The sequence below is a fragment of the Actinoplanes sp. NPDC026670 genome, assembly GCF_040638175.1.
In the GTDB taxonomy this organism is placed as follows: Bacteria; Actinomycetota; Actinomycetes; order Mycobacteriales; family Micromonosporaceae; genus Actinoplanes.
In genome coordinates this window covers 211,870-235,494 of the sequence record NZ_JBEZXU010000009.1, presented here as the reverse complement: position 1 = coordinate 235,494, position 23,625 = coordinate 211,870, and the positions used below count along the sequence as shown (strand labels likewise).

The window sequence follows — 23,625 nt, the reverse complement described above, 5'->3', positions numbered from 1 at the left end:
CGCATAACCACCCGCTCCACCCAAGACCCATCCCACGCCGCTACGCGACGCGGGATGCTACCGCGCGTCCGGTCACTGTTCGATTTTCGAGTTAGGGTTTCCCTCGCACCGCCGGGGCCACCTGCGCGGCGTTTTGGGGTTCCTGGCGCACCGCTCGGGTGGCCGATGTCCGGGTTCGCCGCTGCGACGCTGGTGAGGTTACGCCGTCCGGACGGGCTGACCGATGCCCGGCGGCAGGCCCCGCCACGTTTCCGCAGGTAGGCGAGTCCTCTATGGGCCAGCAGCGTCGCCGGTGTGTGGTGCTGACCGCTGTCTCCAGGTGGTCGAGACAGCGGTCAGCGCCTCATGGGTCGGGTCGCGGTTCGGGAGTGGACCGCTGATCGGGCAGGGTCAACCCCTGGCCGGTGCGGAGGACGGTGTCTCGCCGGAGAGATCAGATGCGTCGGCTGCGAGGGCGGTCGGGGCCGGGTCGGCGGCCGGTGCCGGGCGGTCCGGGGTTTCGCCGGCGTCCAGGTAGAGCGTGGCCACGGCGCCCAGCAGGAGCAGACCACCGATGATCGTGGCGAGGCCGAGTGGTTCGTTGATCAGGACGACGGCCAGGATGGCAGCCGTCAGGGGTTCGAGGAGGGTCACCACCACGGCGACACTTCCGGAGATACGCCGCAAGCCGGTGTAGAACAGCGCGTAGGCCAGGGCAGTGGTGATCGCGCCCGCGTAGATCAGCAGAGCGACCGGGCCGGCCTGCGGTGTGAACGCCAGGCCCTCGACGGCGGCGATCGGCAGGATCGAGACGGCCCCGATCGCGCAGGACAGTGTGGTCAGGGTCAGTGGTTCCATGCCCTGGGTGGTGTGCCGGCTGATCGCCGTCGACGCGGCGTAGACGATGCCCGACCCGATCGCGGCCAGCAGCCCGAGGCTCGCCGCGGTGGTGGCGCCGGGCTCGACGGTGGCGCCGCCGATCAGGATCAGGCCGCCGATCGCCGCGGCCGACGCGAGCAGGGTCGCGGTTCCGGGGCGTTGCCTGGTGCGGGCCGTCTCCCAGGCGCTCAGCAGCACGGGTGCGATGCCGAGGCTGACCACGGTGGCGATGCTGACGCCGCTCAGCCGGACGGCCACGAAGTAGAGGCCCTGGTAGGCGGCCAGCCCGACACCGGCGGTGATCACCGCGACCGGTGCGGCCCGGAACGCCGCCCAGATCCGGTGCCGGGCCGGGAACCCGATGGCCAGCATGACGACGGCTGCGACGGCGAGTCGGTAGAAGCCGATCGCCAGTGCCCCGAGCCCGGTTCGCTCGGCGACGACCTGGACGACGACACCGGCCGTGCCCCAGAGAATCCCGGCGGCGGACACCTGCAACAGGCTGAGCCGGGCGCCGGCCGCAGCCGACGAGAAGACAGACGAAAAGTACGAGATGGAAAAGTACGAGATGAACACGTGCGCTCCGAAAGAGAGTGAGTCGTCAGAGAACGGCGACGGAGCGCACGGCAGAACTGCCGATCAGGCGAAGCCGAATCGGTGCGGCGGCGCTCCGGTCAGGAGCGCGGCGGCGGAAGAACGCCGGGAAAGGGACTCACGCCAGGCAGCTTAGCCGCTCGCCACCCGCGCCCACCCGAAGGGCGACATGTGCCACAGCGGCCACGACCAGCCGGGCTGGCTGGGCGGCGGCTGGGCGGCGGCTGGCTGGGTGCACTTGCTGGTGGGGCGGGATTGGGCACGTGGGGCGGTGGAACGGATTTCGGCCGCGCATGTGGGTGGTCGAGCGGGGGCGGCCGGGCGCGTGGGTGGTCGAGCGGGGCGGCCGGGCACGTGGGGTGGCACGTGCCCGGCCGGGGTGGGAGAGGGTCGGCCAGGGAGGAAGGTAGGTCAGGCGGCCGGGGTGGCGGTTGCGGCCCACATCGCGGTGAAGGCTGCCGCCTCGCCGGCCAGCCAGCTTTCGATGTCGCCTGGGCGGGCCGACTGGTCGATGCGGTGGGTGACGCCTCGGCGCAGGTCGACCAGGACCGGCTCGGCGTTGGGGAGGATCTGGTCCATGTGGCGGGCCATCAGGTGCAGCATCGCCGTCGCGGCCTCGGGGCTCGGCGGCGCCTCGTCGAAGTGGAGGCGGACGGCCTCGCGGCGGCCGTCGTCGTAACGCAGGCCGAAATGCGGGTTGATCTTCACGGCCAGGGGGCCGACGGTGGCGATGGCGTCTCGGGTCTGGGCGAGACTGACCTGCTCAGGGTTGCCGAGCGAGGCCAGGTAGGTGCGGGCGCCGACGCGCAGCGCACCGTAGAGCGGCTTCCAGCGGTCCTTCACCACGTCGACGACGCCGCCGAGGTAGCTGCCGCCGGTGCGGAACGCGATGTCGGCCTTCAGCGCTTTCACCAGCTGGCCGTGCGGGTTGAAACCGCTGCGGCGCTCCCGCTGCTTGCGCAGCCCGCCGACGAACGTGGCCTTCGCCGGGCCGGTACGCGAGACGTAGCGGGTGAAGCCGAGCATCGTCGCGTAGGGAGGGATCACGGGCACGGGGGTGGTGGTCGAGATAGTCACGTCGTCTCCTCGCTCGCACTGCGCATAATCAGGCCGCACAGGGCCTCCGAAGGCCTGAAGATCCGCAGCTCAGGTCCCCTCTTTCGTACATACATTCTAATCGACGGGTACGACATTCCCAACGCCGAAACCGTCCACACGCGAGGCCCGTCGGGGGCACACTGGGACGATGCCGCGGTACGGCCGGAATCCATGGACGTGGTTCGACTTCGACCTGACGTCGGACCCGACGGTTCACGTCCCCTACCAGGTTCGGCTCGTGCTCACCTCGGGCGGCGCCGTGGACGTTCCGGCGCTGTGGGTCCGACTCAGCCGCTCCGAGGGGGTCTCGTTCGGCCCCGACAAGGACGGCACGGACACCGCCGTGCCGTTGGCGGACATCGCCTCCGGCCGGATCGACGTCGTGCCGGTTCCGGCCGACCTGCCCGAGCTGCGGGAGCGGTACCCGTGGGCGTACCGGATGTGGGCGGCCGGCGAGGCCATCGCCGTCCATCAGTGGATCCGGGGCGGGGAGCCGGCCGCGACGATCGCCGAGCGCCTGCGCCGGCCGCCGGAGCACATCCTGGTCAAGGACGCCCGGGTCGAGGCCCTGCTGGTCGCCGCCCGGCAGCTGGCCCAGCCGATGACGCCGCCGCACTACGCACGTCTCGGTCCGCCGCAACCGACGACTCACCACCGGTACGACCCGCCGCCGTGGTACGCCCGGGCGCACGCCGACGACCCGACCGTCCACTGGCCCTTCGAGGTCCACCTCGACCTGCGCGACGGGACGGTGATCGACGGGATGCCCGACCACTACCTCGCGCTGACCGAGGACGGCGTCGACCACCGCGGGACAACGTTCGCGCACCACGTGCGGCTGGACGACATCACGTCCGGCCGGGTCGACGTGCGGCAGGCCCCCGCCGACCTGACCGACCTGAGCCGGACCTACCGGATGGCCTACCAGCCCTGGCGGGAGCCGGATGCGAAGGCGGTCCTGCGAGGTGGCCGCCAGGCGCCGGGCATGCCGCTGGAACAGCTCGTGGCAACGTTGGCCCGGCCGCCGGAACACCTCCTGGCCAAGTCGGCCCAGCTGGAGGCGACGGCCGCCGCGATGGTCCGGGTACCGCGCGCCGAGCCCGCGCCGTACCACAACGCCGACCAGCCCGGCTCGGAGTATTCGCTGGTGCAGGTGCTCGACGTGTGCCCGCCGCGGGTCCTGGCCGACCGGCACGGCATCGAACCCGACTTCTTCACCGAGTGGGGCCTCTTCTCCGCCGTGCTCACCGAGGAGCAGATCGAGGCCGTGCGCAACGATCCCGACGTCGACTACATCGAGAAGGACATCTTCATCGAGCTTCACTGACCGCGGCACCTAGACTTCGCCGGATGATCGTGCGGATGGCCGGCCCGGCGGACGTGACGGCGCTCGCGGAGTTCCGCGAGATAGGTCAGAGCGACCTTCCGGCGTACGCCGAATGGGTCGCCACCCACCAGGAGACCCACCTGCCGTTCGTCGCCGAGGCCGGCGGGCGGGTGATCGGCTCGGCCTGGCTGCACGTCGCGGAGCGGGTGCCCGGCAACGGCGCGATGGACAGGTGGTACGGCGACGTCCAGTCGGTCATGGTCCGCGAGGAGCACCGCAACCAGGGCGTCGGCGCCGCGCTGATGGCCGCGATCCTGGCCGAGGCCGCCGCCCGGGGGTTGCTGCACGTGACGGTCCACTCCGGTCGGCGCGCGGTCGGCTTCTATCTGCGCAACGGGTTCGAACACCATCGGCAGCTGTTGCTGTGGGAACCAGACGCTGAATGACGGCATGCTGAAGGCATGAAGACGATCGATCTGGTACGCGAGACGCGCCGGCGACTGAACGAGGACGGCCCGGAGTGGACGCGGGGGCCGGAGCTGGACTTCGCCACCGTGACCCTGCCGGAACGCGACTGTGATCTGCTGCGTGACCTGCTGATCGCCGAACGCGCCGGCACGGTCGTCGAGGTGGGCCTCGCCTACGGCAGTTCAGCGCTGGCGATCGGCGAGGCGCTGGTCGCCGGTGAAGCGCCGGTTACCGGTGAGCCGCTGATTGCCGGTGAGACGTCGGTCGCCGGTGGGAGCGGGGACGTCTTCGTGACAGGTGGTGCGCCTCGACACCTCATCATCGACCCGTTTCAGGCGGAGGCGTACCAGAACGTGGGTTGGAATCTCCTGACCCGCGCGGGCCTGGACCGGATCGCCGAGCTGATCCCGCAGCCGTCGTCCGAGGCTCTGCCGAGGCTGCTGGCCGAAGGCCTGGTGGCCGATGCCGCGTTCGTCGACGGCAGCCACCGGTTCCACGAGGTCTTCGTCGATCTGTACTACCTTCGCAAGATCGTCAAGCCGGGCGGCCTGATCATCCTCGACGACGACTGGGCGCCCTCGATCCGGACCGCCGTCCGCTACTTCGAGCGCAACCTGGGCTGGACGGTGCTGCCCGGCGCGTTCGACGGCGGCACGAAGGTGGCCGCCGGCGCGGTGACCGGCGAGCAGATGGTGCGCGGCTCGGGAACCGTCGCCGGGAATCCGCGCTGCCGTGCCATCCGCCTGCCGGACGAGCGGTTCGAGCCGGCCTTCGACGACTTCCGGCAGTTCGTCGAGTGATCTCCGGCGGTCGCGGCGGAGAATGGGCCGATGGCACTGATCCGCTGTGATTTCTGGTCCGAGGCGCTGGAGATGGGCACCGCGATGACGGTGATCCTGCCGGGTGGGGACGCGGTGGATCCACCGCCTGTGGTGTATCTGCTGCACGGGCTGACCGACGACCACACCGCGTGGAGCCGGTACAGCTCGGTCGAGCGCTACGCCGAGGAACTGGGCGTGGCGGTGGTGATGCCGTCGGTGGACCGGAGTTTCTACGCCAACGAGGCGTACGGGATGAGGTTCTGGGACTTCCTGTCGGCCGAGCTGCCGGAGCGGGTCGGGCAGTTCTTCCGGGTGTCGGCGCACCGCGAGGACACCTTCGTGGCCGGGTTGTCGATGGGCGGCTACGGCGCGATGAAGTGGGCGCTGCTCGAACCGGAGCGGTTCGCCGCCGCGGCCACGCTGTCCGGGGCGCTCGATCTCGCATACATCCAGGAACACGATCGTCGCCCGCACATCCGGGCCCTGGTCGCCCGGGTCTTCGCCGACCGGATCGTCGCCGGCGGCGACGAGGACCTGATGCATCTGGTACGGGTATCGGCCCCGTCGTCGCTGCCGCGGCTGATGCTGCGCTGCGGCAACGACGACCACCTGGTGGCGCAGAACCGCCGGTTCGTGGCGGCGTGCGCGACCGCCGGCGTCGAGCTGGACGCCGGGTTCGAACCGGGCGAACACACCTGGGAGTTCTGGGACCGGCAGCTGCCGGGGGTGCTGGCCTGGCTGCTCAAGCGGTGACGCTCAGTTGTCGTCGCGGCTCTGCTCGGCCAGGAACCGTTCCAGCTCGGCGCCGAGCTCCTCGGCGGTGGGCAGCGGGGTGTCCGAGTCGGCGAGCAGGTTGCCCTGGCGGCCGCGCAGGAACGCGTCGTACTGCGCCTCCAGCGAGGTGACCAGCCGGCCGGCCTGCTCGTCGTCGGCGACCTGCTTGTCGACCTCGTCCCGGACCGCCTTGGCCGCGTCGCGCAGGCCACCCGTCGGCAGGGCCAGGCCGGTGCTCTCCGACACCGAGTCGAGCAGCACCTCGGCCGCCGCCGGGTAACCGGTCTGGGCCAGGTAGTGCGGGACGTGCGCCGCGTAACCCAGCGCGTCCCGCCCGGACTGGCCGAGCCGGAACTCGAGCAGGTTGCCGACGCTGGCCGGCACCTGGACCCGCTGCAGCCACGACTCGTGCTCGCCGAGCAGGCGTTTGTCGGTGGCGTGCGCGGTCACCCCGACCGGGCGGGTGTGCGGCACGGCCATCGGGATCGCGTTGAGGCCGACCGTGACGCTGACGCCGAGACGGTCGATCAGGCCGGTCACCGCGGCGATGAAACGCTCCCACTGGAGGTCCGGCTCGGGGCCGGCGAGCAGCAGGAACGGGGTGCCCAGCTGGTCCTTGACCAGGTGCAGGGCCAGGCTCGGCTCCTCGTAGCTCTCGAAATGGTCGGCCACGAAGATCATCGGAGGGCGCCGGGAACGGTAGTCGAGCAGCTGGTCCAGGTCGAACGTGGCGACGATCTCGGTCTCCAGGTGTTCCAGCAGATTTTCCCTGGCCAGCTGGATCGCGGTGCCCGCGTCGACGAAACCGGTGAGCGCCTGGATGAGCACCGGGCCGTCCAGAGCCGGCAGTTCGCCGGTCACCTCGTAGAGCCCGTGGGGGTCGAGCACGCTGTGAACCTCCGTGAGAGCGGCGCCCGCTGACGCGGGCCTGTTCCGGCGGTAACAGCCGGCCGCCGGCGTTCATTCCGGCACGCTCCCATCATTACGCACCCGAGCGCCCCGGCGGCGACGTGCACGCACCGCGCACAATGGGATGACCTGGAGGTGCTTTTTGAATCAACAGCAGTCCGCCGAGTCCCTCGCCCCGTCCAGCACGCTGTGGGCCCGCATGAAGGCCGACCCGCAGTATGCCCCCGAGCATCTCGCCCTCGACGCGGTGCGCCGGCTCGGCCCGGAAGCCGCCGCCTGGCATGCCCGGATCAGCCAGGAACGCCCAGACCTCGACGCCGACGGCCTCGCCAACCTCGCGATCAAGCACTTCACCACGCTGGCCCGGGTCTCCGGGGCGGTCTCCGGCGCCGCCGGTCTGCCCGGCGCGGTCCTGGACGTCGGCGTCCTCGCGTGGACCCAGGCCCGGCTCGTGCTGCACGTGGCCGCCGCGTACGGTGTCGACCCGACCGCTGCCGAGCGGGCCACCGACCTGCTCATCCTGCAGAAGGTGCACAAGGTGGCCGAGACCGCACGGACCGCGCTCGGCGTCGCGGCCGGGCGGGAACGCGCCAGCCGGATCTTCACCGGCGACTCCGGGCGCCCGCTGGCCGCGGTGCTGGTGAAACTCGGCGTGAAACTGGCCCAGATGGCCGGGGTGCGGGCCGCGAAACGCCTGTTCGCCAAGATGGTCCCGGGCGCCGGCATCATCCTCGGCACCTGGGTGAACTCGGCGGCCACCAAGGATCTGGCGAAACGTGCCCGGGAGCATTACCGCAACGCCTAAGGTTCCGCTGCTCCGACCCGAAGCACCTGACGTGCTGGGATATCGGAAGTCCGCCGTCGCCCTGACCGCCGTCGTGCTGCCGCTGCTGCTCCTGGGCTGCTCCTCGTCCTCGTCGTCGACCCGGCCGGGCGACGAGGAGACGGCCGCCGCCGGCCGCAACTGGATCGTGGTCGACGGCGGCACGCCCACACCGTCGCCCACCGACCCGGTCGGCAAGGCGTCACCGACCCCGTCGACGACCCTGCCGCCGCTGCCCACCATCAGCCCCTGGCCGAGCGGGACACCGAGCAGCACCTGCACGCCCATCCAGCGGATCAAGAAGATCGACGGGCTGGCAGTGACACCGGCCAGCACCAGCGCGGTGGTCACCTGGTATCACCCGGGCGGGGCGAACATCGTCGACTACCGGGTGACCGCGATCAACCAGAACCTGATCACCGGCGCGCAGAAGGAGGTCGGCTGGACCCGCAGCGCGCCGGCCACGTGCGGGGACGTCAGCGCCACGGTGACCGGGCTGGACCCGCAGACGCCGTACACCTTCGTCGTCGACGTGGTCCTGAAGCGGGACAACTTCAGCCTGGAGGGCGTCTACACCCAGACGATCGCCCGGTCGGGGGTAATCAGCACCACGTAGGGACTTGTCACAGGGACTCTCTAAGCTTCCCGGCATGGAGACGATCGTCGACACTGTCGTACTGGTGGCGATCGCCGTCGTCGGCGCGGCCCTCGCCCGCCGGCTGGGATTCGTCGCACCCCTGGTGCTGCTCGTCGCCGGGCTCGGGCTGTCCTTCGTGCCCGGGTTCCCGGAGGCGCACCTCGATCACGAGCTGGTGCTGATCGGGATCCTTCCGCCGCTGCTCTACGTGGCGGCGCTGCAGACCTCGGTGCCCGCGTTCCGCCTCGCGTTGCGACCCATCCTGCTGCTCGCGGTCGGGCTCGTGGTGCTCACCGCGATGGTGGTGGGCTTTCTCGTGCATCTGCTGCTCCCGGCCGTGCCGCTGGCCGCGTGCGTCGCGCTCGGCGCGATCGTCGCCCCGCCGGACGCCGTCTCCGCGACCGCCATCGCCCGCCGGGTCGGCCTGCCCCGCCGGGTGGTGACCATCCTCGAGGGCGAGAGCCTGCTCAACGACGCGACCGCGCTGGTCATGGTGCGGGTCGCGATCGGCGCGCTGGCCGGGGCGGCGGTCGGTTTCTGGGAGATCGCCGGCGACGTGGCGCTCACCGCCGGCGGCGGCCTGCTGATCGGCCTGGCGTTCGCGGTCGGGGTGGCCTGGCTGCACCGCAAGATCGAGGATCCGCTGCTCGACGACGCGGTGGCGCTGCTCACCCCGTTCGTCGTGGTGATCATCGCGGAGAAACTGCACACCTCCAGCGTGGTCGCCGTGGTGATCGCCGGCCTCTACCTCGGCCACCGCATCCCCTACCTGCTGTCGCCCACCTCCCGCCTCCAGATGGACGCGGTCTGGCGCCTGATCAACTTCCTGCTGGAGGGCGTCGTCTTCCTGCTGGTCGGCCTCCAGCTCCGGCAGGTGATCAGCACCATCGAGACCAGCGTCACCACCACCGTGCAGGTCACCGCCGTGGTGTTCGGCGCGCTGCTGCTGATCCGGTTCCTCTGGATGTATCCGGCGACCTACCTGGCCCGGCTCGTCCCACGGATCCGCAACCGCGAGCCACGACCACCCGTCACCGTGCCGACCGTGATCGCCTGGGCCGGCATGCGTGGCGTGGTGACGCTGGCGGCCGCGCAGACCCTGCCGCCACCCGGCGCCGACGGCGTGCCCGACTACCCCCGCGAGCTGCTGATCTTCGTGGCGTTCGCGGTGATCGTGCTCACCCTGATGGTGCAGGGCACCACCCTGCCGTGGCTGGCCCGCCGGCTCGGCGTCCGCGAGGACAACAGCGCCCAGGACGCGCTGGCCGAGGCCGGGGTGCAGCACGCGGCCGGGCGGGCCGCCCTCGAAGCGCTGGAGGAGCATGCCGACGGCGCGCCGCCCACCGTCGTCGACAGGCTGCGCGGGCTGGTCGAGAGCCGCGGCAACAACGCCTGGGAACGGCTCGGCAGTCAGGACCGGGAAACCCCGTCGGCTGCGTACGGCCGCCTGCGCCGCGAGATGATCAGAGCGGAACGGCACGTCTTCAAGATCGCCCGGAACGAAGGGCGGATCCCCGAGGAGGTGCTGGTCCGCGCCCAGCGTGAGCTAGACCTGGAAGAGTCCCAGCTGCAACGGAGTGACGATTGACCTGTCAGCATCTCAAGGAGACGACCGAGCCGACCCCGCTCACCGCCTACGCGGACGGGTGCCCGCAGTGCCTGGCCATCGGCAACCACAACTGGGTGCACCTGCGCCTGTGCCTGACGTGCGGTCTGGTGGCCTGCTGCGACTCGTCGCCGGGCCGGCACATGTCCGAGCACCACGCCACCGCCGGGCACCCGGTGATGCGTTCGTTCGAGCCCGGTGAGTCGTGGCGCTGGTGCTACGAGGACGAGCAGCTCGGATGAGGATCCTCGTGGTCGGCGCCGGCGCGACCGGCGGATACTTCGGCGGCCGCCTCGCCCAGGCCGGGCGGGACGTGACCTTCCTGGTCCGGCCCGCCCGGGCGGCCCGGCTCGCCGAGCGCGGCCTGCGGATCAAGAGCCCCGACGGCGAGACTCAGCTCCGGCCACGCACGATCACCGAGGCCGACGGGCACTACGACCTGGTGCTCGTCGCGGTCAAGAGCTACTCGCTGGAGACGGCCCTCACCGACCTGACTCCGGCGGTCGGCCCGCGAACCGTGGTGATCCCGCTGCTCAACGGCATCCGGCACATCGAGTCTCTGGTCCGCCGTTTCGGCGCGGACCGGGCCTGGGGCGGCGTCTGCATGATCCACGCGACGCTCGACGGGGACGGCGACGTGCACCAGATGAGCGCCCTGCACCGGTTGTCCTTCGGCCCGCTCACCGCCGCCCTGCCTTCCGCCGGCTCCGCCTCGCCTTCGGTCGACTCTGTGCCGCTTTCGGCCGCTTCCGTCCCGCTCTCGGTCGGTTCCGTGCCGCCTGCCGCCGGTGATGACGTTGATGAGCGTCTCTCCGATGTCGCCGAGACGCTGTCCGGCGCCGGTTTCGACGCGCGGGCCTCGGCCACGATCGTTCAGGAACTCTGGGACAAATGGGTCCTTCTGGCCACCCTCGGCGCGGCGACCACCCTGCTCCGTGGCTCGATCGGCGCGATCAACAAGGCGCCCGGCGGCAGCGAGTTCCTGCATGCGCTGGCCGCCGAGACGTCCGCGGTCGCCGCCGCGGCCGGCCACCCGATCCGCGGCAAGGCGGCGGCGATGCTCGAAGCCACCATCGTGACCACCGAGCCGACGACCTCATCGATGTACCGCGACCTCACCCAGGGCCTCCCGGTCGAAGCCGGCGCGATCCTCGGCGACATGGTCTCCGAGGCGACAAAACACGAGGTCAGCGTGCCGTTGCTGGCCGCGGCCCACACCGGGTTGGCGGTCTATTCGGCAAACCTCTGATCTTGTACGGCTACCCGAACCCATTCGTGCCGACCCGCGAGCCAGACGGGACACCGGGCCGAAGCGCGACCGCCGGGCTGGCGCGCGGGCCCACGAATCGCACCGCCGACATCCACGCACAGTGGTGGGCGGGGTGCGTGGTGAGTTGTGGCTGGGGGTTGGGCGGGTTGAGGCGGCGGGGTCAGGGGTGGCTGCTTTTGATCTTTGTGGTCTCGGGTTGGTCGGGTGGCGCTGTGGCGGCCTCGGGGAGCTGGGCCAGTAGGTGTTCGGCTTCGCGGGCCACCCGGTCGGCGTCGGTGGCCTGGGCCTGGGCGTAGACGGCGGCGGTCCGGTCGGCGATGGCGGGCCAGTTGAAGTCGGCGCGGACACGTTCCCGGGCTCGCAGGGCCAGGGAACGCGCGTAATCGCGGTCGCCCAGCACCCAACCGGTCGCCTCGGCCAGGGCGGACGGGTCGCCGGAGGGGAACTTCACGCCTGTCACGCCGTGTTCGATGATCTCCTCGAGGCCACCGGTGCCGGCCGCCGCCACCGGGGTTCCGGCCGCGGCCGCCTCCAGGGCGACCATCCCGAACGGCTCGTAGATGCTCGGCACCACGTAACAGTCCGAGGCCCCCATCAGGGCGGTCAGCTCGTGACCGCCGAGGAAGCCGGTGAAGCTCACCTCGGGCGTACCCATGGCGAGGTTTTCCAGCTCTGACCGGTAAGGCCCGTCGCCGGCGACGACCACGCGGAGGCCGGGGAAACGGGAACGCAGGGCGGGCACGGCGTCGATCAGGTGCTGCACGCCCTTCTCGTAGACCAGCCGGCCGGCGTAGCTGACCAGCGGGCCGTCTCCGGCGTAGCGGGCACGGGCGGCGGCGACCGCGCGGGGGCGGGCCCGCCAGCGCAGGGCGTCCACCCCGTTGTGGACCACGTCGACACGGTCGGCCGGCACCTCGAACAGGCGGCCGATCTCACGTTTCATGTAGGCCGAGCAGACGATCACCCGTACCGCCTCGGTGGCCAGCCATCGTTCGATGTCGTCGATCGTGCGGTTGTGGGGGTTCGGGAGGTAGCCCTGATGGCGGCCGGATTCGGTGGCGTGGATGGTGGCGACCAGCGGCACGTCGAGGTGTTCGCGCAGGGTGACCGCGGTGTGGGCGACCAGCCAGTCGTGGGCGTGCACCACGTCGAAACCGCCGGTGCGGGCTGCATGCAGGGCGGCTCGGGTGAGCGTGTGGTTGAAGGCGACCGCCCAGGCCAGCAGGTTGCCGCCGGTGACGTCGAAGTTCGGCGGATCGTCCGGGGCGCGGACCACCCGGACACCCTCGGTGTACTCCTCCAGCAGCGCGCCCGGGGCGTGCCGGGTGACGACGGTGACCTCATGGCCGGCCCGGACCAGGGTGGTGGCGAGCGCGTGCACGTGCCGGCCGAGCCCACCGACCAGCAGCGGCGGGTACTCCCACGACAGCATCAGGATCCGGCTCATGCCCCGGCCGCCGGGAAGAGGAGGGCGGCGGGCGCCGGGACGGGACGGGGGGCGGTCATGGCTGGTACCTCTGTTTGATTCGTAGGGCCTCGGCGACCGAGCGGGCGGAGAACGGGACGCCGGACGCACGGTGTGGGGCGTCACCGTCGGCGGTCTCGCCGAGCGACCCGAGACCGGCTTCGGCCAGGTGGGCGTCGAGGGCGTCGAGCAGGCCGTCGACCGGGCGGCCGGTGGCGGCGCACGCGTCGGCGTACGGGCCGATCAGCCACGTCCACACCGGGCCCTGGTGGTGGGCCATGTCCGGGTCGGCGGGTCGGCGGGGCTGGTAGCCGTACTCGCCGGGGGCCAGGGTTCGCGGGCCGAGCGGGGTGAGCAGGGACTCGCCGACGGCGCGGACGGCGTTCGACTGGCGGCCACGCATCGGGGCGTGCGGCAGCGACCAGGCGAGCAGTTGATGCGGGCGCAGCGACGGGTCGTCGTGATGCGCCCCGGCACCGAGCGGATAGGCCGCCGCAGGTCCTTCGACGACGTCGTACAGCCAGCCCTCGGGCGCCGGGAACCGGGCGGCGAACGACTCCTGCGCCCGGGCGTGCCGGGCCCGCGGCTCGCCGTCGTCGTGGCCGCCCTCGCCGAGCAGGTCGCACATGGCGGCCAGCGCGTTCACCCAGAGCGCGTTCAGGTCGACCGGCTTGCCGACCCGGGGGGTGTCCGGGCCGGGGGAGGCCAGCCGGACCAGGCCGTCGGCCGGGTCGATGCTGAGCGGCCCGGACCCGCCGAGATGATGGCGCAGCACCCGGCCGAGCGGCGCCGCCAGTTTGGCGGCCAGCGCGCTGTCACCGGTCCGGGTGACATGCCGGTCGACCGCGTGGACCAGCCACAACGGGCCGTCGAGGGAGTCGTGCCGCAGCCACGGCGCATCCGGGGTACGCAGTTCGCCGGCGGCCGCGCGGGTCCGGGCGATCAGCAGCTCACGGCCTTCGTCGACGCGGCCGGTGTCCAGGAACAGCCCCTCGTAGGCGGTCATCGTGTCGCCCAGCCAGCGGTCCTGTCCCGGGTATCCGGCGATCACGTCCGGCCCGTCCGGGGACCTGACGATGAACCTGTCGGCGGCCAGTACGAGCGTTTCCGCGTACCCCTCGGCCTTGGACAGGGTGACCAGCCGGTGAGCGCGCTCGCGCTCCGCCGCGATGACCGCAGGCGGTGGTGGCGGGGTTTCGCCGAGCGGGCCGGCCCAGGCCGAGATCTCGCATGCGCCGCCCGGACCGGCCTGCCGGAAGAAGGTCCCGGCGTGCCAGAGGTCCTCGACCGCGTCCTCCGATGGGCCGGTGCGCACCCCGAGGTGCCAGGATCCGGCGGGCTGCCAGCCGGGCCCGTGCAGCCGGTACGCGCGGTCGAGGATCACACCGCCGGCGACGGGTTCGACGACGAGGCCGGGCCCGTCGGCGCGGCGGCTGGTGTTCGCGGTCCGCCAGGTGCACATCGCGGCGACAGCGAGGCCGACCGGGCCGGGCGCGCTGAGCACCCGGTGCACGACGGCGACCGACGGGTGGCCGTGGCGCATGGCGAGTTCCCGTTCGATGACGACGTCGCCGATCCGCCACCGCCAGCGCGGCAGGCCCTGGTCCAGGGTGAACGTCTCCAGGTGCCGGTGGCCGGACGGCTCGACCGGCCCGGACGCCCAGGTGTGCGTGTACAGCGGGATCTTGGCGCCGGACGGCAGGGTGACGGTGAGGTCGAGCGAGGCGAGCGCGACGTGACCGGAGACGGTCAGCAGGGCGTGTTCGCGACGGGTGCGCAGGCCGCTCACCGTGCCGGAGGCGTATCCGCCGAGGCCGTCGGTGACCAGCCACTCGCGGCCGGTGCCCGCCTCTGCGGAGAGGGAGCCGCACACGTGCGGCCCGAACGTGAACTGATCATTCCGCGGCACGGTCCCTCAAATGCTCAACTCGATACGCGCGCCACAAACCCCCGGACGGGGAGATATCAGTGGCTAACCGGACAGTCGGGCCGACGTTAGCAGTGAAGTCCGCGAGAATGGCCGCAGACGCGGCCGCGCAGGGTTAGCCGGTCCCACGGACGGGCATAGCAGTTCCCCGCCGGCCCCGATGAGTCCGACGGCCGAGGGTAGGAGCACGGATATGCAGGTCTGGCCTGGTCATCGGTACCCGCTGGGTGCCACCTACGACGGGACGGGCACGAATTTCGCGATCTTCTCCGAGGTGGCCGAGGCGGTCGAGCTGTGCCTGTTCGACCCGTCCGGCAACGAGCGGAAGGTGCTGCTGCACGAACAGGACGCGTTCGTCTGGCACGCCTATCTGCCGGGGGTGGAGCCGGGGCAGCGGTACGGATACCGCGTCTACGGCCCGTACGAGCCACACCGGGGACTGCGGTGCAATCCGCACAAGCTGCTGCTCGACCCGTACGCGCGGGCGGTCGACTCGGACATCGACTGGCACCCGTCGCTGTACGCCTACGACTTCGAGAACCCGGATCAGATGTCCGAGCTGGACTCGGGGCCGTACATGCCCAAGGGCGTGGTGGTGAACCCGTACTTCGACTGGGGCAACGACCGCCGCCCGGACATCCCGTACCACCACTCGGTGATCTACGAGACGCACGTCAAGGGCCTGACCCAGCGGCACCCGGAGATCCCGCGGGACATGCGTGGCACCTACTCGGCGATCGGCCACCCGGCGATCATCGAGCACCTGAAGAGCCTCGGCGTGACCGCTGTCGAGCTGATGCCGGTGCACCAGTTCGTGCACGACAACCGGCTGCACGACCTGGGCCTGAACAACTACTGGGGCTACAACACGCTCGGCTTCTTCGCGCCGTACCACGGCTATTCGGCGATGGGCTCGCTCGGCCAGCAGACCCAGGAGTTCCGGGGCATGGTCAAGGCGCTGCACGCAGCCGGCATGGAGGTCATCCTCGACGTCGTCTACAACCACACGGCCGAGGGCAACCATCTGGGGCCGACGCTGTCGCTGAAGGGCATCGACAACCGGACCTACTACCGGCTGGTGGACGATCAGCCGCAGTTCTACATGGATTACACCGGCACGGGTAACAGCCTGAACGTGCGCAGCCCGCAGAGCCTCCAGCTGATCATGGACTCGCTGCGGTACTGGGTGACCGAGATGCACGTCGACGGTTTCCGGTTCGACCTGGCGTCCACGCTGGCCCGGGAGTTCTACGACGTGGACCGGCTGTCCACGTTCTTCGAGGTGGTGCAGCAGGACCCGATCGTCGGCCAGGTGAAGCTGATCGCCGAGCCGTGGGACGTCGGGCCGGGCGGCTACCAGGTCGGCAACTTCCCGCCGAACTGGACCGAGTGGAACGGCAAGTACCGGGACACGGTCCGGGACTTCTGGCGCGGCGAGCCGGCGACGCTGGCCGAGTTCGCGTCCCGGATCACCGGGTCGGCCGACCTGTACCAGGACGACGGCCGCAAGCCCTTCCACTCGATCAACTTCGTGACGGCGCACGACGGGTTCACGCTCAACGACCTGGTGTCGTACAACGACAAGCACAACGACGCCAACGGCGAGGAGAACCGGGACGGCGAAAGCCACAACCGGTCCTGGAACTGCGGCATCGAGGGGCCCGCCACCGACCCGGGGGTGCTCGCGCTGCGGGCCCGGCAGCGGCGCAACTTCCTGGCCACGCTGATGCTCAGCCAGGGCGTGCCGATGATCTCGCACGGTGACGAGCTGGGCCGCACCCAGCAGGGCAACAACAACGCCTACTGCCAGGACAACGAGCTGGCCTGGATCGACTGGGAGAACGCCGACGAGCGGCTGCTGCAGTTCGCCCGCAAGCTGACCGCGTTCCGGCACCGGCACCAGGTGTTCCAGCGCCGCCGGTTCTTCACCGGGCTGCCGGTGACCGCGCGTGGTGGCGGTGACCCGCTGCCGGACCTGGAGTGGTTCACCCCGGACGGCCGGCAGATGGCCGGTGACGACTGGGGCAACGACTTCGGCCGGGCGGTCGCGCTCTTCGTCAACGGCGAGGGCATCCGGGAGCGCGGCCAGTACGGCCAGCGCCACGTGGACAGCTCGTTCCTGCTGTTCTTCAACGCGCACGACGCGCCACTCGAGTTCACCACGCCTCCCGCCGAGTATGGGGAGAAGTGGGAGAAGGTAATCGAAACCGCCGAACCGACCCCGGATCGCCCGTCCGTCGTGGAGGCCGGACACAAGATCTGGGTGCCGGACCGGTCCCTCATCGTGCTCGACAGGACGGTCTGATGAGCCCCAGCAGCACCTACCGAGTCCAGGTCCGCCCGGATTTCCCGCTCACCAGCGCCGCCGAGACAGCCGACTACCTGGCTGATCTAGGGGTGAGTCACCTCTACTCGGCACCGCTGCTCACCGCCGCGCCGGATTCGCAGCACGGTTACGACGTGGTGGACCATTCGCAGGTCAGCCCGGCGCTGGGTGGGCCGGAGGGGCTGGCCGCGCTCGCCGGAGCGCTCAAGGCCGCCAACCTCGGGCTGGTCGTGGACATCGTGCCCAACCACGCCGGGGTCGGGGTCGCGCACACCAACCCGACCTGGTGGGACGTCCTGAAAAAGGGTCAGGAGTCGGACTTCTCCGGCTACTACGACATCGACTGGTCGCGGGGGAAGATCCTCCTGCCGGTCCTGGCCAACAAAACGGATGCTCTCGACGACCTGCGGATCGAGGACGGCGAGCTCCGCTACTTCGACAAGCGTTACCCGATCGCCGACGGCACCGGCGACGGCACGCCCCGCGAGGTGCACGACCGCCAGCACTACGAGCTGGCCGACTGGACCCGCGGCGACCGGGAGATCAACTACCGGCGGTTCTTCGCCATCACCGACCTGGCCGGGCTGCGCGTCGAGGACCCGGACGTCTTCGCCGCCACCCACGCCGAGATCCTGCGCTGGTACAACGAGGGCCTGGCCCAGGGCATCCGGGTCGATCACCCGGACGGCCTGCGCAACCCCGCCGAGTACTTCAACCGGCTCCGCGACGCCGCCCCGGACGCCTGGATCGTGGTCGAGAAGATCCTCGAACCGGGCGAGCGGCTGCCCGCCTGGCCGGTCGCCGGCACCACCGGGTACGACGCGATGGCCGAGGTCAACGGCGTCTTCGTGGACCCGGCCACGGAGGCCTTCTTCGACACCCTCGACCACCACCTGACCGGCGCCACGGTCTCCTGGCAGGACCTGGTGCACGACGCCAAACTGCACGTGGCCACGAACGTGCTGGCCGCCGAGCTGGCCCGGCTCGCGTCGCTCGTACCCGAGATCGAGGCCGCGCCCAAGGCCCTCGCCGAACTCGCTGCGTGTTTCCCGGTGTATCGCTCCTACCTGCCGGCCGGCAGCCGTGACCTGGCGACCGCCCGGTCCGAGGCGGGCCGCCGCCGCCCGCAGATGATCGGCGTGCTCGACCAGCTGACCGCCCGGCTGCGCAATCCGGCCGACGAGCTGGCCATCCGGTTCCAGCAGTTCACCGGCGCGGTGATGGCCAAGGGCGTGGAGGACAACGCGTTCTACCGGTGGACCCGGTTCGTGGCCCGCAACGAGGTCGGCAACGACCCGGCGAAGTTCGGCGTCACCATCGACGAGTTCCACCACTACGCCGAGCAGCGGCACGCCGACTGGCCGGACACCATGACGTCGCTGGCCACCCACGACACCAAACGCGGCGAGGACGTCCGCGCGCGGCTCGCGGTCCTCTCCGAGGTGCCCGGCGACTGGACCGAGGTGGTGCGCCGATGGGTCCGGTTCGCTCCGCTCCCGGACCCGGCGCTGGCCCATCTCCTCTGGCAGGTCACGGTCGGCGCGTGGCCGATCTCCCGGGAGCGACTTCAGGCGTACGCCGTGAAAGCCGCCCGGGAAGCCGGAACCGGAACGAACTGGCTCAGCCCCGACGAGGGTTTCGAGACCATCCTGCGGCAGATGGTCGACCGGATCTTCGACGATCCGGCGCTGCACCGGGAGGTCGCCGACTTCGCCACGTCGATCGCCCCGCCCGGCTGGTCGAACTCGCTCGGCCAGAAGCTGGCGCAGCTCACCATGCCCGGCGTCCCGGACGTCTACCAGGGCACCGAACTGTGGGACCACTCGCTCGTCGACCCGGACAACAGGCGCCCGGTCGACTTCGCCGCCCGCCGGGAGCTGCTCGGCCGGATCGACGACGGCTGGCTGCCACCGGTCGACGAGACGGGCGCGGCGAAACTGCTGATCACCAGCCGGATCCTGCGGCTGCGCCGGCAGCGGCCCGAGCTGTTCACCGGTTACCGCCCGGTCTTCGCCGACGGGCGGGTCCCGGAGCACGTGCTGGCCTTCGACCGGGGCGGTGTGGTGGCGGTCGCCACCCGGCTCCCGGTCGGATTGTCACGGCACGGCGGCTGGGGGGACACCACGCTGTCACTGGACGGACATAGTTGGACGGAAGTGTTCACGAACACCGGCTACGGTGGCAATCGCCTCGCCGTGGCCGAGTTGCTGCACACCTATCCCGTCGCTCTTCTGGTGAAAGAATGACTCTCTTCTCGGTGTGGGCGCCGGAAAAGCCCGTTCGTCTTCGCGTCGCCGGGGAGGACCGCGAGATGGAATCCGGCGAGGACGGCTGGTGGCACCTCGACGTGCCAGGCGCCGGGCCCGGCAGCGACTACGCCTTCCTGCTGCCGGGTGCCGACAATCCGCTGCCCGATCCGCGGTCGGCGTGGCAGCCGGCCGGAGTGCACGGCCCGAGCCGGGTCTACGACCACTCGGCCTTCGCCTGGACCGACCACGGCTGGACCGGCCGGCAGCTGCCCGGCTCGGTCCTCTACGAGATGCACGTCGGCACGTTCACCCCGCAGGGCACCTTCGACGCCGCGATCGAACGGCTCGACCACCTCGTCGACCTCGGTGTCGACCTGGTCGAGCTGCTGCCGGTCAACGCGTTCAACGGCACCTGCAACTGGGGGTACGACGGGGTCTGCTGGTTCGCGCCGCACGAGGCGTACGGCGGGCCGGACGGCCTCAAACGGTTCGTCGACGCGGCCCACGCCAAGGGCCTCGGCGTGGTGCTCGACGTGGTCTACAACCACTTCGGGCCGTCCGGGGCGTACGCGCCGATGTTCGCCCCGTACCTCAGCAACAAGAGCAACGCCTGGGGCGACTCGATCAACCTGGACGGACCCGGCTCGGACGGGGTGCGCCGCTACATCGTCGACAGTGTGCTGATGTGGCTGCGTGACTACCACGTCGACGGGCTGCGGCTGGACGCCGTGCACGCGCTGCACGACGAGGGCGCCGTCCACCTGCTCGAACAGATGGCCGTCGAGGTGGAGACGCTCTCCACCGAGGTGCGCCGCCCGTTGTCGCTGATCGCCGAGAGCGACCTCAACGACGCAAAACTGATCACCCCCAGAGAGGCCGGGGGGTACGGGCTGCACGCCCAGTGGGACGACGACGTCCACCACGCCCTGCACACCCTGCTCACCGGGGAACGCCAGGGCTACTACGGCGACTTCGGGTCGCTGGACTGCCTGCGTACCGTCCTGGAGGGCGCGTTCTTCCACGCCGGCACCTGGTCGTCGTTCCGTGGCCGCCGGCACGGCCGCCCGGTCGACCGGCAGCGCACCCCGGGCCACCGGTTTGTCGCGTTCCTGCAGAACCACGACCAGATCGGCAACCGGGCGGTCGGCGACCGGCTCACCGCCACCCTCTCGCCGGGCCTGCTCAAAGTGGCCGCCACCCTGCTGCTGACCTCGCCGTTCACGCCGATGCTGTTCATGGGCGAGGAGTGGGCGGCCAGCAGCCCCTGGCAGTACTTCACCTCGCATCCCGAGCCCGACCTGGCCGCCGCCGTGCAGAAGGGGCGCCGCCGCGAGTTCGCCAGCCACGGCTGGGCCGAGAGCGACGTGCCCGACCCGCAGGACCCGGCCACCTTCGAGCGTTCCAAGCTCGACTGGTCCGAGCTGGGCAAACCCGGTCACGCCGAGATCCTCGACCTGTACCGCAGGCTGATCGCGCTGCGCCGGAGCACACCCGGGCTCACCGACCCGTGGCTGCACCAGGTCGAGGTGTGGCACGGCGACCAGCACGTGGTCGTCCGGCGCGGGCCCAGCGTGGTCGCCGCCAACCTGGCCGCCGTCCCGCAGACGGTCAGCGTACGGGCGCTGCCCCGGTCGGTGCTGCTGGCCACCGCGCCCGGTGTCGTCGTCGAACGGGACCGGCTGGTGCTGCCGCCGGAGAGCGCGGCGGTCGTCTCGGTCCGCTGAGGTGCACGCTTCCGCCATCATGTGATCGTGACTGTGGGGAAATCACGCAAGAAGAGAAAAGACAAGGCGCATCACTGGTCCGACGCGTGCACACCGAACTGCGACTGTGACATTCCCGGGTGCGACTGTTTCTCGCTGAGCATGATGTTGCGGTTGTTCGCGGCGCTCAGCCGTACCCCAGGAGGCTCCCGTGCCGAACGGGCGGTGACCGGTGCGATCCGCGGCTACCGGAAGGTCTCGCCGAGGTTGCCCACCCGGTGCCGATACCAGCCCACATGCAGCGCGTATGCGCTGCTCGCGATCGAGCGGCACGGCCTCCGGGCCGGGCTGCGGCTGACCGCCGCGCGTCTCGCCCGATGCCGTCCGGGTGTCCCGTTCGGTACCGGGGATCCCGTTCCCTGAGGATGTCGGGCACGATGACTCGTCTGGGGACGAAGGGACGGGTCGATGGCTGACACCGACAACGGCGGCGCGCCGGAGCCACCGCCACGGCAACCGCCGGACGAGGGCTGGCTTCTGCGGACGCTGCAACAGCTTCCGCCGAAGCAACTGGCCGCGCTGCGCCGGTTCGTGACCGCCGCCGCCCCGCCGGAACCGCCGCCACCCGTCCCGGTCGAGGAGATGACGGTCGAGGAGGTCGCCTCCCAGGAGATCGCCACGCAGGCGGCGATGGAGCAGGCCCGGGCCGAGGCGGAGCACGCCGCGATCACCCGGCGCGACAACCAGTTCAAGGTGTGGCGGCTGGCCGGGCTCGGGGTGCTCGTGGTCCTGACCCTGCTGGTCGCCCTGGGCCGGCTGCTGGTCGGCGGGCCGCAGTCGGTCGCCGAGCTGCGCGCCGAATCAGGTGTCGACACCTGGACGACGCTCGCCATCGGCGTCAAGGACGACCAGTACGGAACCGCCTACTACGACGGGAAGACCTGGTCCGGGTTCGACATCGACATCGCGTACATGATCGCCGAGGATCTCGGTTTCCGTCGCGACGACGTGCGCTTCTACGGTCTGGAGAGCGAGGACCGGGCCCGGATGCAGGCCACCGACCCGGCCGACGGCAAACGCGTGCCGGTGCAGCTGGTGATCGCCAGTTACAGCATCACCGAGGAACGCAAGAGGGCCGGCGTGCACTTCTCCGAGCCCTACCTCTACACCGAGCAGTCGGTGATCACCCTCACCGGCCATCCGTCGGTGGTCGCGCTCGCAGACCTCGAAGGCCAGCGCGTCTGCACGCTCTCCACGTCGACGAGTGAGAGCGCGCTGACCAAGGCTATGGCGATCGTGACCCAGAAGAACCGGGTCAAGGAGTGCTTCGACGCACTGAACGCCGGCCAGGTCGAGGCGATCAGCACCGACGCCGCCATCCTGGCCGGCTGGAAGCACCGGTTCCCCGACAAGTACGAGCACTGGGACCTGGGCCTGGAGTCCAACGAGCGGTGGGGCGTCAACGTGGGGGAGAACCCGGCCCTGGAGAAACTGGTCAACCTCACGCTCTACCGCTCGTACACCGACCCGGAGGACGACAGGTGGGAGAAGGCTTTCGAGCAGAACCTCCAGCTCCAGATCGACCCGGTCAAGGACACGCCGGTCGCGGTCGGCCAGCAGCCCCCGGCGCAACGGCCGGAGATCGGCTGGCTGCCGTGGGAGGATCCGCTGGGATGAGCCCCGACATCAGAACCGGCCGGGTCGTCAAGAGACGCGCCCCGGCCCGCCCCGGCTACCGGGCCGAGCTGAACTGGCTGCTCGCCGTGCTGCCCGGCTTTCCGCTGCTGCTGCTCGTGCTGCGGCTGTGGTACCTGAGCCGGCAGGACCTGCCCACGATGCTGCTGCTGGTGCAGTACATCAACCCGCTCGGCATGATCGGGGCGCTGTTCATCACGCTCAGCTGGACGGTGCCCGCGGCCATCCTGCTGGTCCGGGTGCTCGGCGGCATCTCGCTGGTCAGCTCACCGCGGCAGACCGCGACGTCGTTCCTGGCGGTGGCCGCGTTCCGGATGCCCGGCTGGGTCGTCGTGATCGCCGTCGTGATCGCCGCCTTCACCTGGCAGCTGCGCATGCTGCCACTGCTGATGATGCTGGTCGTGGCGATCCTCGGGCTGACCGCGGTGCAGGGGGAGCACGGTGAGCCGTGGCTGATGCGGTGGCTCACCCTGGGCGTGCCGGTGCTCGTCGCGATCATCGTGTGGATCTTCGTCTGGCCGGGAGTGGTCGCCGCCCTCCGCGCCGGTGAGTACGGGACGGCCGTACTCCTGTTCGCTCCTCCGCTCTTCGGCCCGGTCCTGACCGGGCCCGTTCCGGAACGCTGGGCCCGGATCGCCACCCACTGGCCCGCCGTGGCGGTCGCCTTCGCCATGCCGTTCATGGTCGGCGTCGTCTTCCTGCGGGCCCCGGTCCTGCCGGACAGCGCCATCGAGGTGGAGACCGGGGACGAGCCGATGAAGGTGGTCCGCGGCCAGCTCATCGCCGTCGACGACACCTCCACCACGATGCTGGAGGCCACCGGCCAGGTCACCTTCATCCCCAACGGCGAGGTCCGGTCGAAGACGCTCTGCCCGCAGGCCTCGGACGACCCGGGCAGCGGCGTCACGGTCCGCGGCTGGCCGATCGAGGCCCCGGCACTGGAATGGATCGCGCCGACACGGCCGGTTACCGAAATCGATCCCCGATGCCTCGGCCGGCCCCTGAATCGGGGTTCAGGCGGTGGATGAGTGTAATTTCAGCAACGACATGTGCGACATGCCGCCCACCACGTGCA

General features: G+C 70.8%; 20 protein-coding genes. 15 read left to right on the top strand and 5 right to left on the bottom strand.

The window, feature by feature from the left end; all coding sequences use genetic code 11:
* Positions 1–390: 390 nt before the first annotated feature.
* Positions 391–1,434 (bottom strand): EamA family transporter, encoded by a 1,044-nt coding sequence (locus tag AB0E94_RS12220; RefSeq protein ID WP_360325502.1) that lies wholly within the window; start codon positions 1,432–1,434, stop codon positions 391–393.
* 429 nt (positions 1,435–1,863) lie between these two features.
* Positions 1,864–2,478 carry a hypothetical protein gene (locus AB0E94_RS12215; protein WP_360325515.1) on the bottom strand — a complete coding sequence of 205 codons (615 nt, stop codon included), beginning with the start codon at positions 2,476–2,478 and terminating at the stop codon, positions 1,864–1,866.
* A 220-nt stretch (positions 2,479–2,698) separates the two neighbouring features.
* On the opposite strand from AB0E94_RS12215, the gene AB0E94_RS12210 reads away from it, so the two are divergent.
* Genes AB0E94_RS12210 through AB0E94_RS12195 form a run of 4 tightly spaced genes read left to right on the top strand, consistent with a single transcriptional unit; the run spans position 2,699 to position 5,919 of the window.
* Complete coding sequence (locus AB0E94_RS12210; RefSeq protein WP_360325501.1) at positions 2,699–3,877, top strand: protease inhibitor I9 family protein; 1,179 nt, start codon at positions 2,699–2,701, stop codon at positions 3,875–3,877.
* Positions 3,878–3,900: 23 nt separating this feature from the next.
* Positions 3,901–4,323 carry a GNAT family N-acetyltransferase gene (locus tag AB0E94_RS12205; protein ID WP_360325500.1) on the top strand — a complete coding sequence of 141 codons (423 nt, stop codon included), beginning with the start codon at positions 3,901–3,903 and terminating at the stop codon, positions 4,321–4,323.
* A 15-nt stretch (positions 4,324–4,338) separates the two neighbouring features.
* Positions 4,339–5,145: a class I SAM-dependent methyltransferase gene (locus AB0E94_RS12200; RefSeq protein WP_360325498.1), complete on the top strand. Its 807-nt coding sequence runs from the start codon at positions 4,339–4,341 to the stop codon at positions 5,143–5,145.
* Between the two features lie 30 nt (positions 5,146–5,175).
* Positions 5,176–5,919 carry an alpha/beta hydrolase family protein gene (locus AB0E94_RS12195; protein WP_360325497.1) on the top strand — a complete coding sequence of 248 codons (744 nt, stop codon included), beginning with the start codon at positions 5,176–5,178 and terminating at the stop codon, positions 5,917–5,919.
* Between the two features lie 3 nt (positions 5,920–5,922).
* On the opposite strand, the gene AB0E94_RS12190 is transcribed toward AB0E94_RS12195, so the two are convergent.
* Positions 5,923–6,828 (bottom strand): PAC2 family protein, encoded by a 906-nt coding sequence (locus tag AB0E94_RS12190; protein ID WP_360325496.1) that lies wholly within the window; start codon positions 6,826–6,828, stop codon positions 5,923–5,925.
* A 220-nt stretch (positions 6,829–7,048) separates the two neighbouring features.
* On the opposite strand from AB0E94_RS12190, the gene AB0E94_RS12185 reads away from it, so the two are divergent.
* Genes AB0E94_RS12185 through AB0E94_RS12165 form a run of 5 tightly spaced genes read left to right on the top strand, consistent with a single transcriptional unit; the run spans position 7,049 to position 11,164 of the window.
* Entirely contained in the window at positions 7,049–7,654 is a 606-nt protein-coding gene (locus AB0E94_RS12185; protein WP_360325513.1) for an EcsC family protein, read from the top strand.
* A gap of 31 nt (positions 7,655–7,685) precedes the next feature.
* A complete protein-coding gene (locus tag AB0E94_RS12180) occupies positions 7,686–8,288 on the top strand; it encodes a fibronectin type III domain-containing protein (RefSeq protein WP_360325494.1) in 603 nt (200 codons plus the stop codon).
* A 34-nt stretch (positions 8,289–8,322) separates the two neighbouring features.
* Positions 8,323–9,897 carry a Na+/H+ antiporter gene (locus AB0E94_RS12175; protein WP_360325492.1) on the top strand — a complete coding sequence of 525 codons (1,575 nt, stop codon included), beginning with the start codon at positions 8,323–8,325 and terminating at the stop codon, positions 9,895–9,897.
* Positions 9,894–10,157, top strand: a complete 264-nt coding sequence (locus tag AB0E94_RS12170; protein ID WP_360325490.1) for a UBP-type zinc finger domain-containing protein — start codon at positions 9,894–9,896, stop codon at positions 10,155–10,157. The genes AB0E94_RS12175 and AB0E94_RS12170 overlap by 4 nt, the downstream gene beginning before the upstream one ends.
* Positions 10,154–11,164: a ketopantoate reductase family protein gene (locus AB0E94_RS12165; protein WP_360325488.1), complete on the top strand. Its 1,011-nt coding sequence runs from the start codon at positions 10,154–10,156 to the stop codon at positions 11,162–11,164. Before AB0E94_RS12170 ends, AB0E94_RS12165 begins: the two co-directional genes overlap by 4 nt.
* A gap of 181 nt (positions 11,165–11,345) precedes the next feature.
* Here AB0E94_RS12165 and AB0E94_RS12160 read toward each other — a convergent pair whose 3' ends face one another.
* Both AB0E94_RS12160 and AB0E94_RS12155 read right to left on the bottom strand, forming a co-directional pair.
* Positions 11,346–12,632, bottom strand: a complete 1,287-nt coding sequence (locus tag AB0E94_RS12160; protein WP_360325487.1) for a glycosyltransferase family 4 protein — start codon at positions 12,630–12,632, stop codon at positions 11,346–11,348.
* A 55-nt stretch (positions 12,633–12,687) separates the two neighbouring features.
* Positions 12,688–14,559 carry an amylo-alpha-1,6-glucosidase gene (locus AB0E94_RS12155; RefSeq protein WP_360325485.1) on the bottom strand — a complete coding sequence of 624 codons (1,872 nt, stop codon included), beginning with the start codon at positions 14,557–14,559 and terminating at the stop codon, positions 12,688–12,690.
* Positions 14,560–14,770: 211 nt separating this feature from the next.
* Here AB0E94_RS12155 and glgX point away from each other — a divergent pair, with 211 nt between their 5' ends.
* From glgX to AB0E94_RS12125, 6 genes are read left to right on the top strand one after another with little or no spacing between them, the layout of a single operon-like run.
* Complete coding sequence (gene glgX, locus AB0E94_RS12150; RefSeq protein ID WP_360325484.1) at positions 14,771–16,882, top strand: glycogen debranching protein GlgX; 2,112 nt, start codon at positions 14,771–14,773, stop codon at positions 16,880–16,882.
* Positions 16,882–19,149, top strand: coding sequence for a malto-oligosyltrehalose synthase (gene treY, locus AB0E94_RS12145; protein WP_360325482.1), 2,268 nt, complete (start codon positions 16,882–16,884; stop codon positions 19,147–19,149). Before glgX ends, treY begins: the two co-directional genes overlap by 1 nt.
* Positions 19,146–20,876 (top strand): malto-oligosyltrehalose trehalohydrolase, encoded by a 1,731-nt coding sequence (gene treZ, locus AB0E94_RS12140; RefSeq protein WP_360325480.1) that lies wholly within the window; start codon positions 19,146–19,148, stop codon positions 20,874–20,876. The genes treY and treZ overlap by 4 nt, the downstream gene beginning before the upstream one ends.
* Before the next feature lie 27 nt (positions 20,877–20,903).
* Positions 20,904–21,278 (top strand): membrane protein insertion efficiency factor YidD, encoded by a 375-nt coding sequence (gene yidD / locus AB0E94_RS12135; RefSeq protein WP_360325478.1) that lies wholly within the window; start codon positions 20,904–20,906, stop codon positions 21,276–21,278.
* Between the two features lie 45 nt (positions 21,279–21,323).
* Positions 21,324–22,532 (top strand): transporter substrate-binding domain-containing protein, encoded by a 1,209-nt coding sequence (locus AB0E94_RS12130; RefSeq protein WP_360325476.1) that lies wholly within the window; start codon positions 21,324–21,326, stop codon positions 22,530–22,532.
* The gene (locus AB0E94_RS12125; RefSeq protein ID WP_360325474.1) at positions 22,529–23,578 is read left to right on the top strand and encodes a hypothetical protein; all 1,050 of its coding nucleotides are present in this window, start codon (positions 22,529–22,531) and stop codon (positions 23,576–23,578) included. The genes AB0E94_RS12130 and AB0E94_RS12125 overlap by 4 nt, the downstream gene beginning before the upstream one ends.
* Positions 23,579–23,625 lie beyond the last annotated feature (47 nt).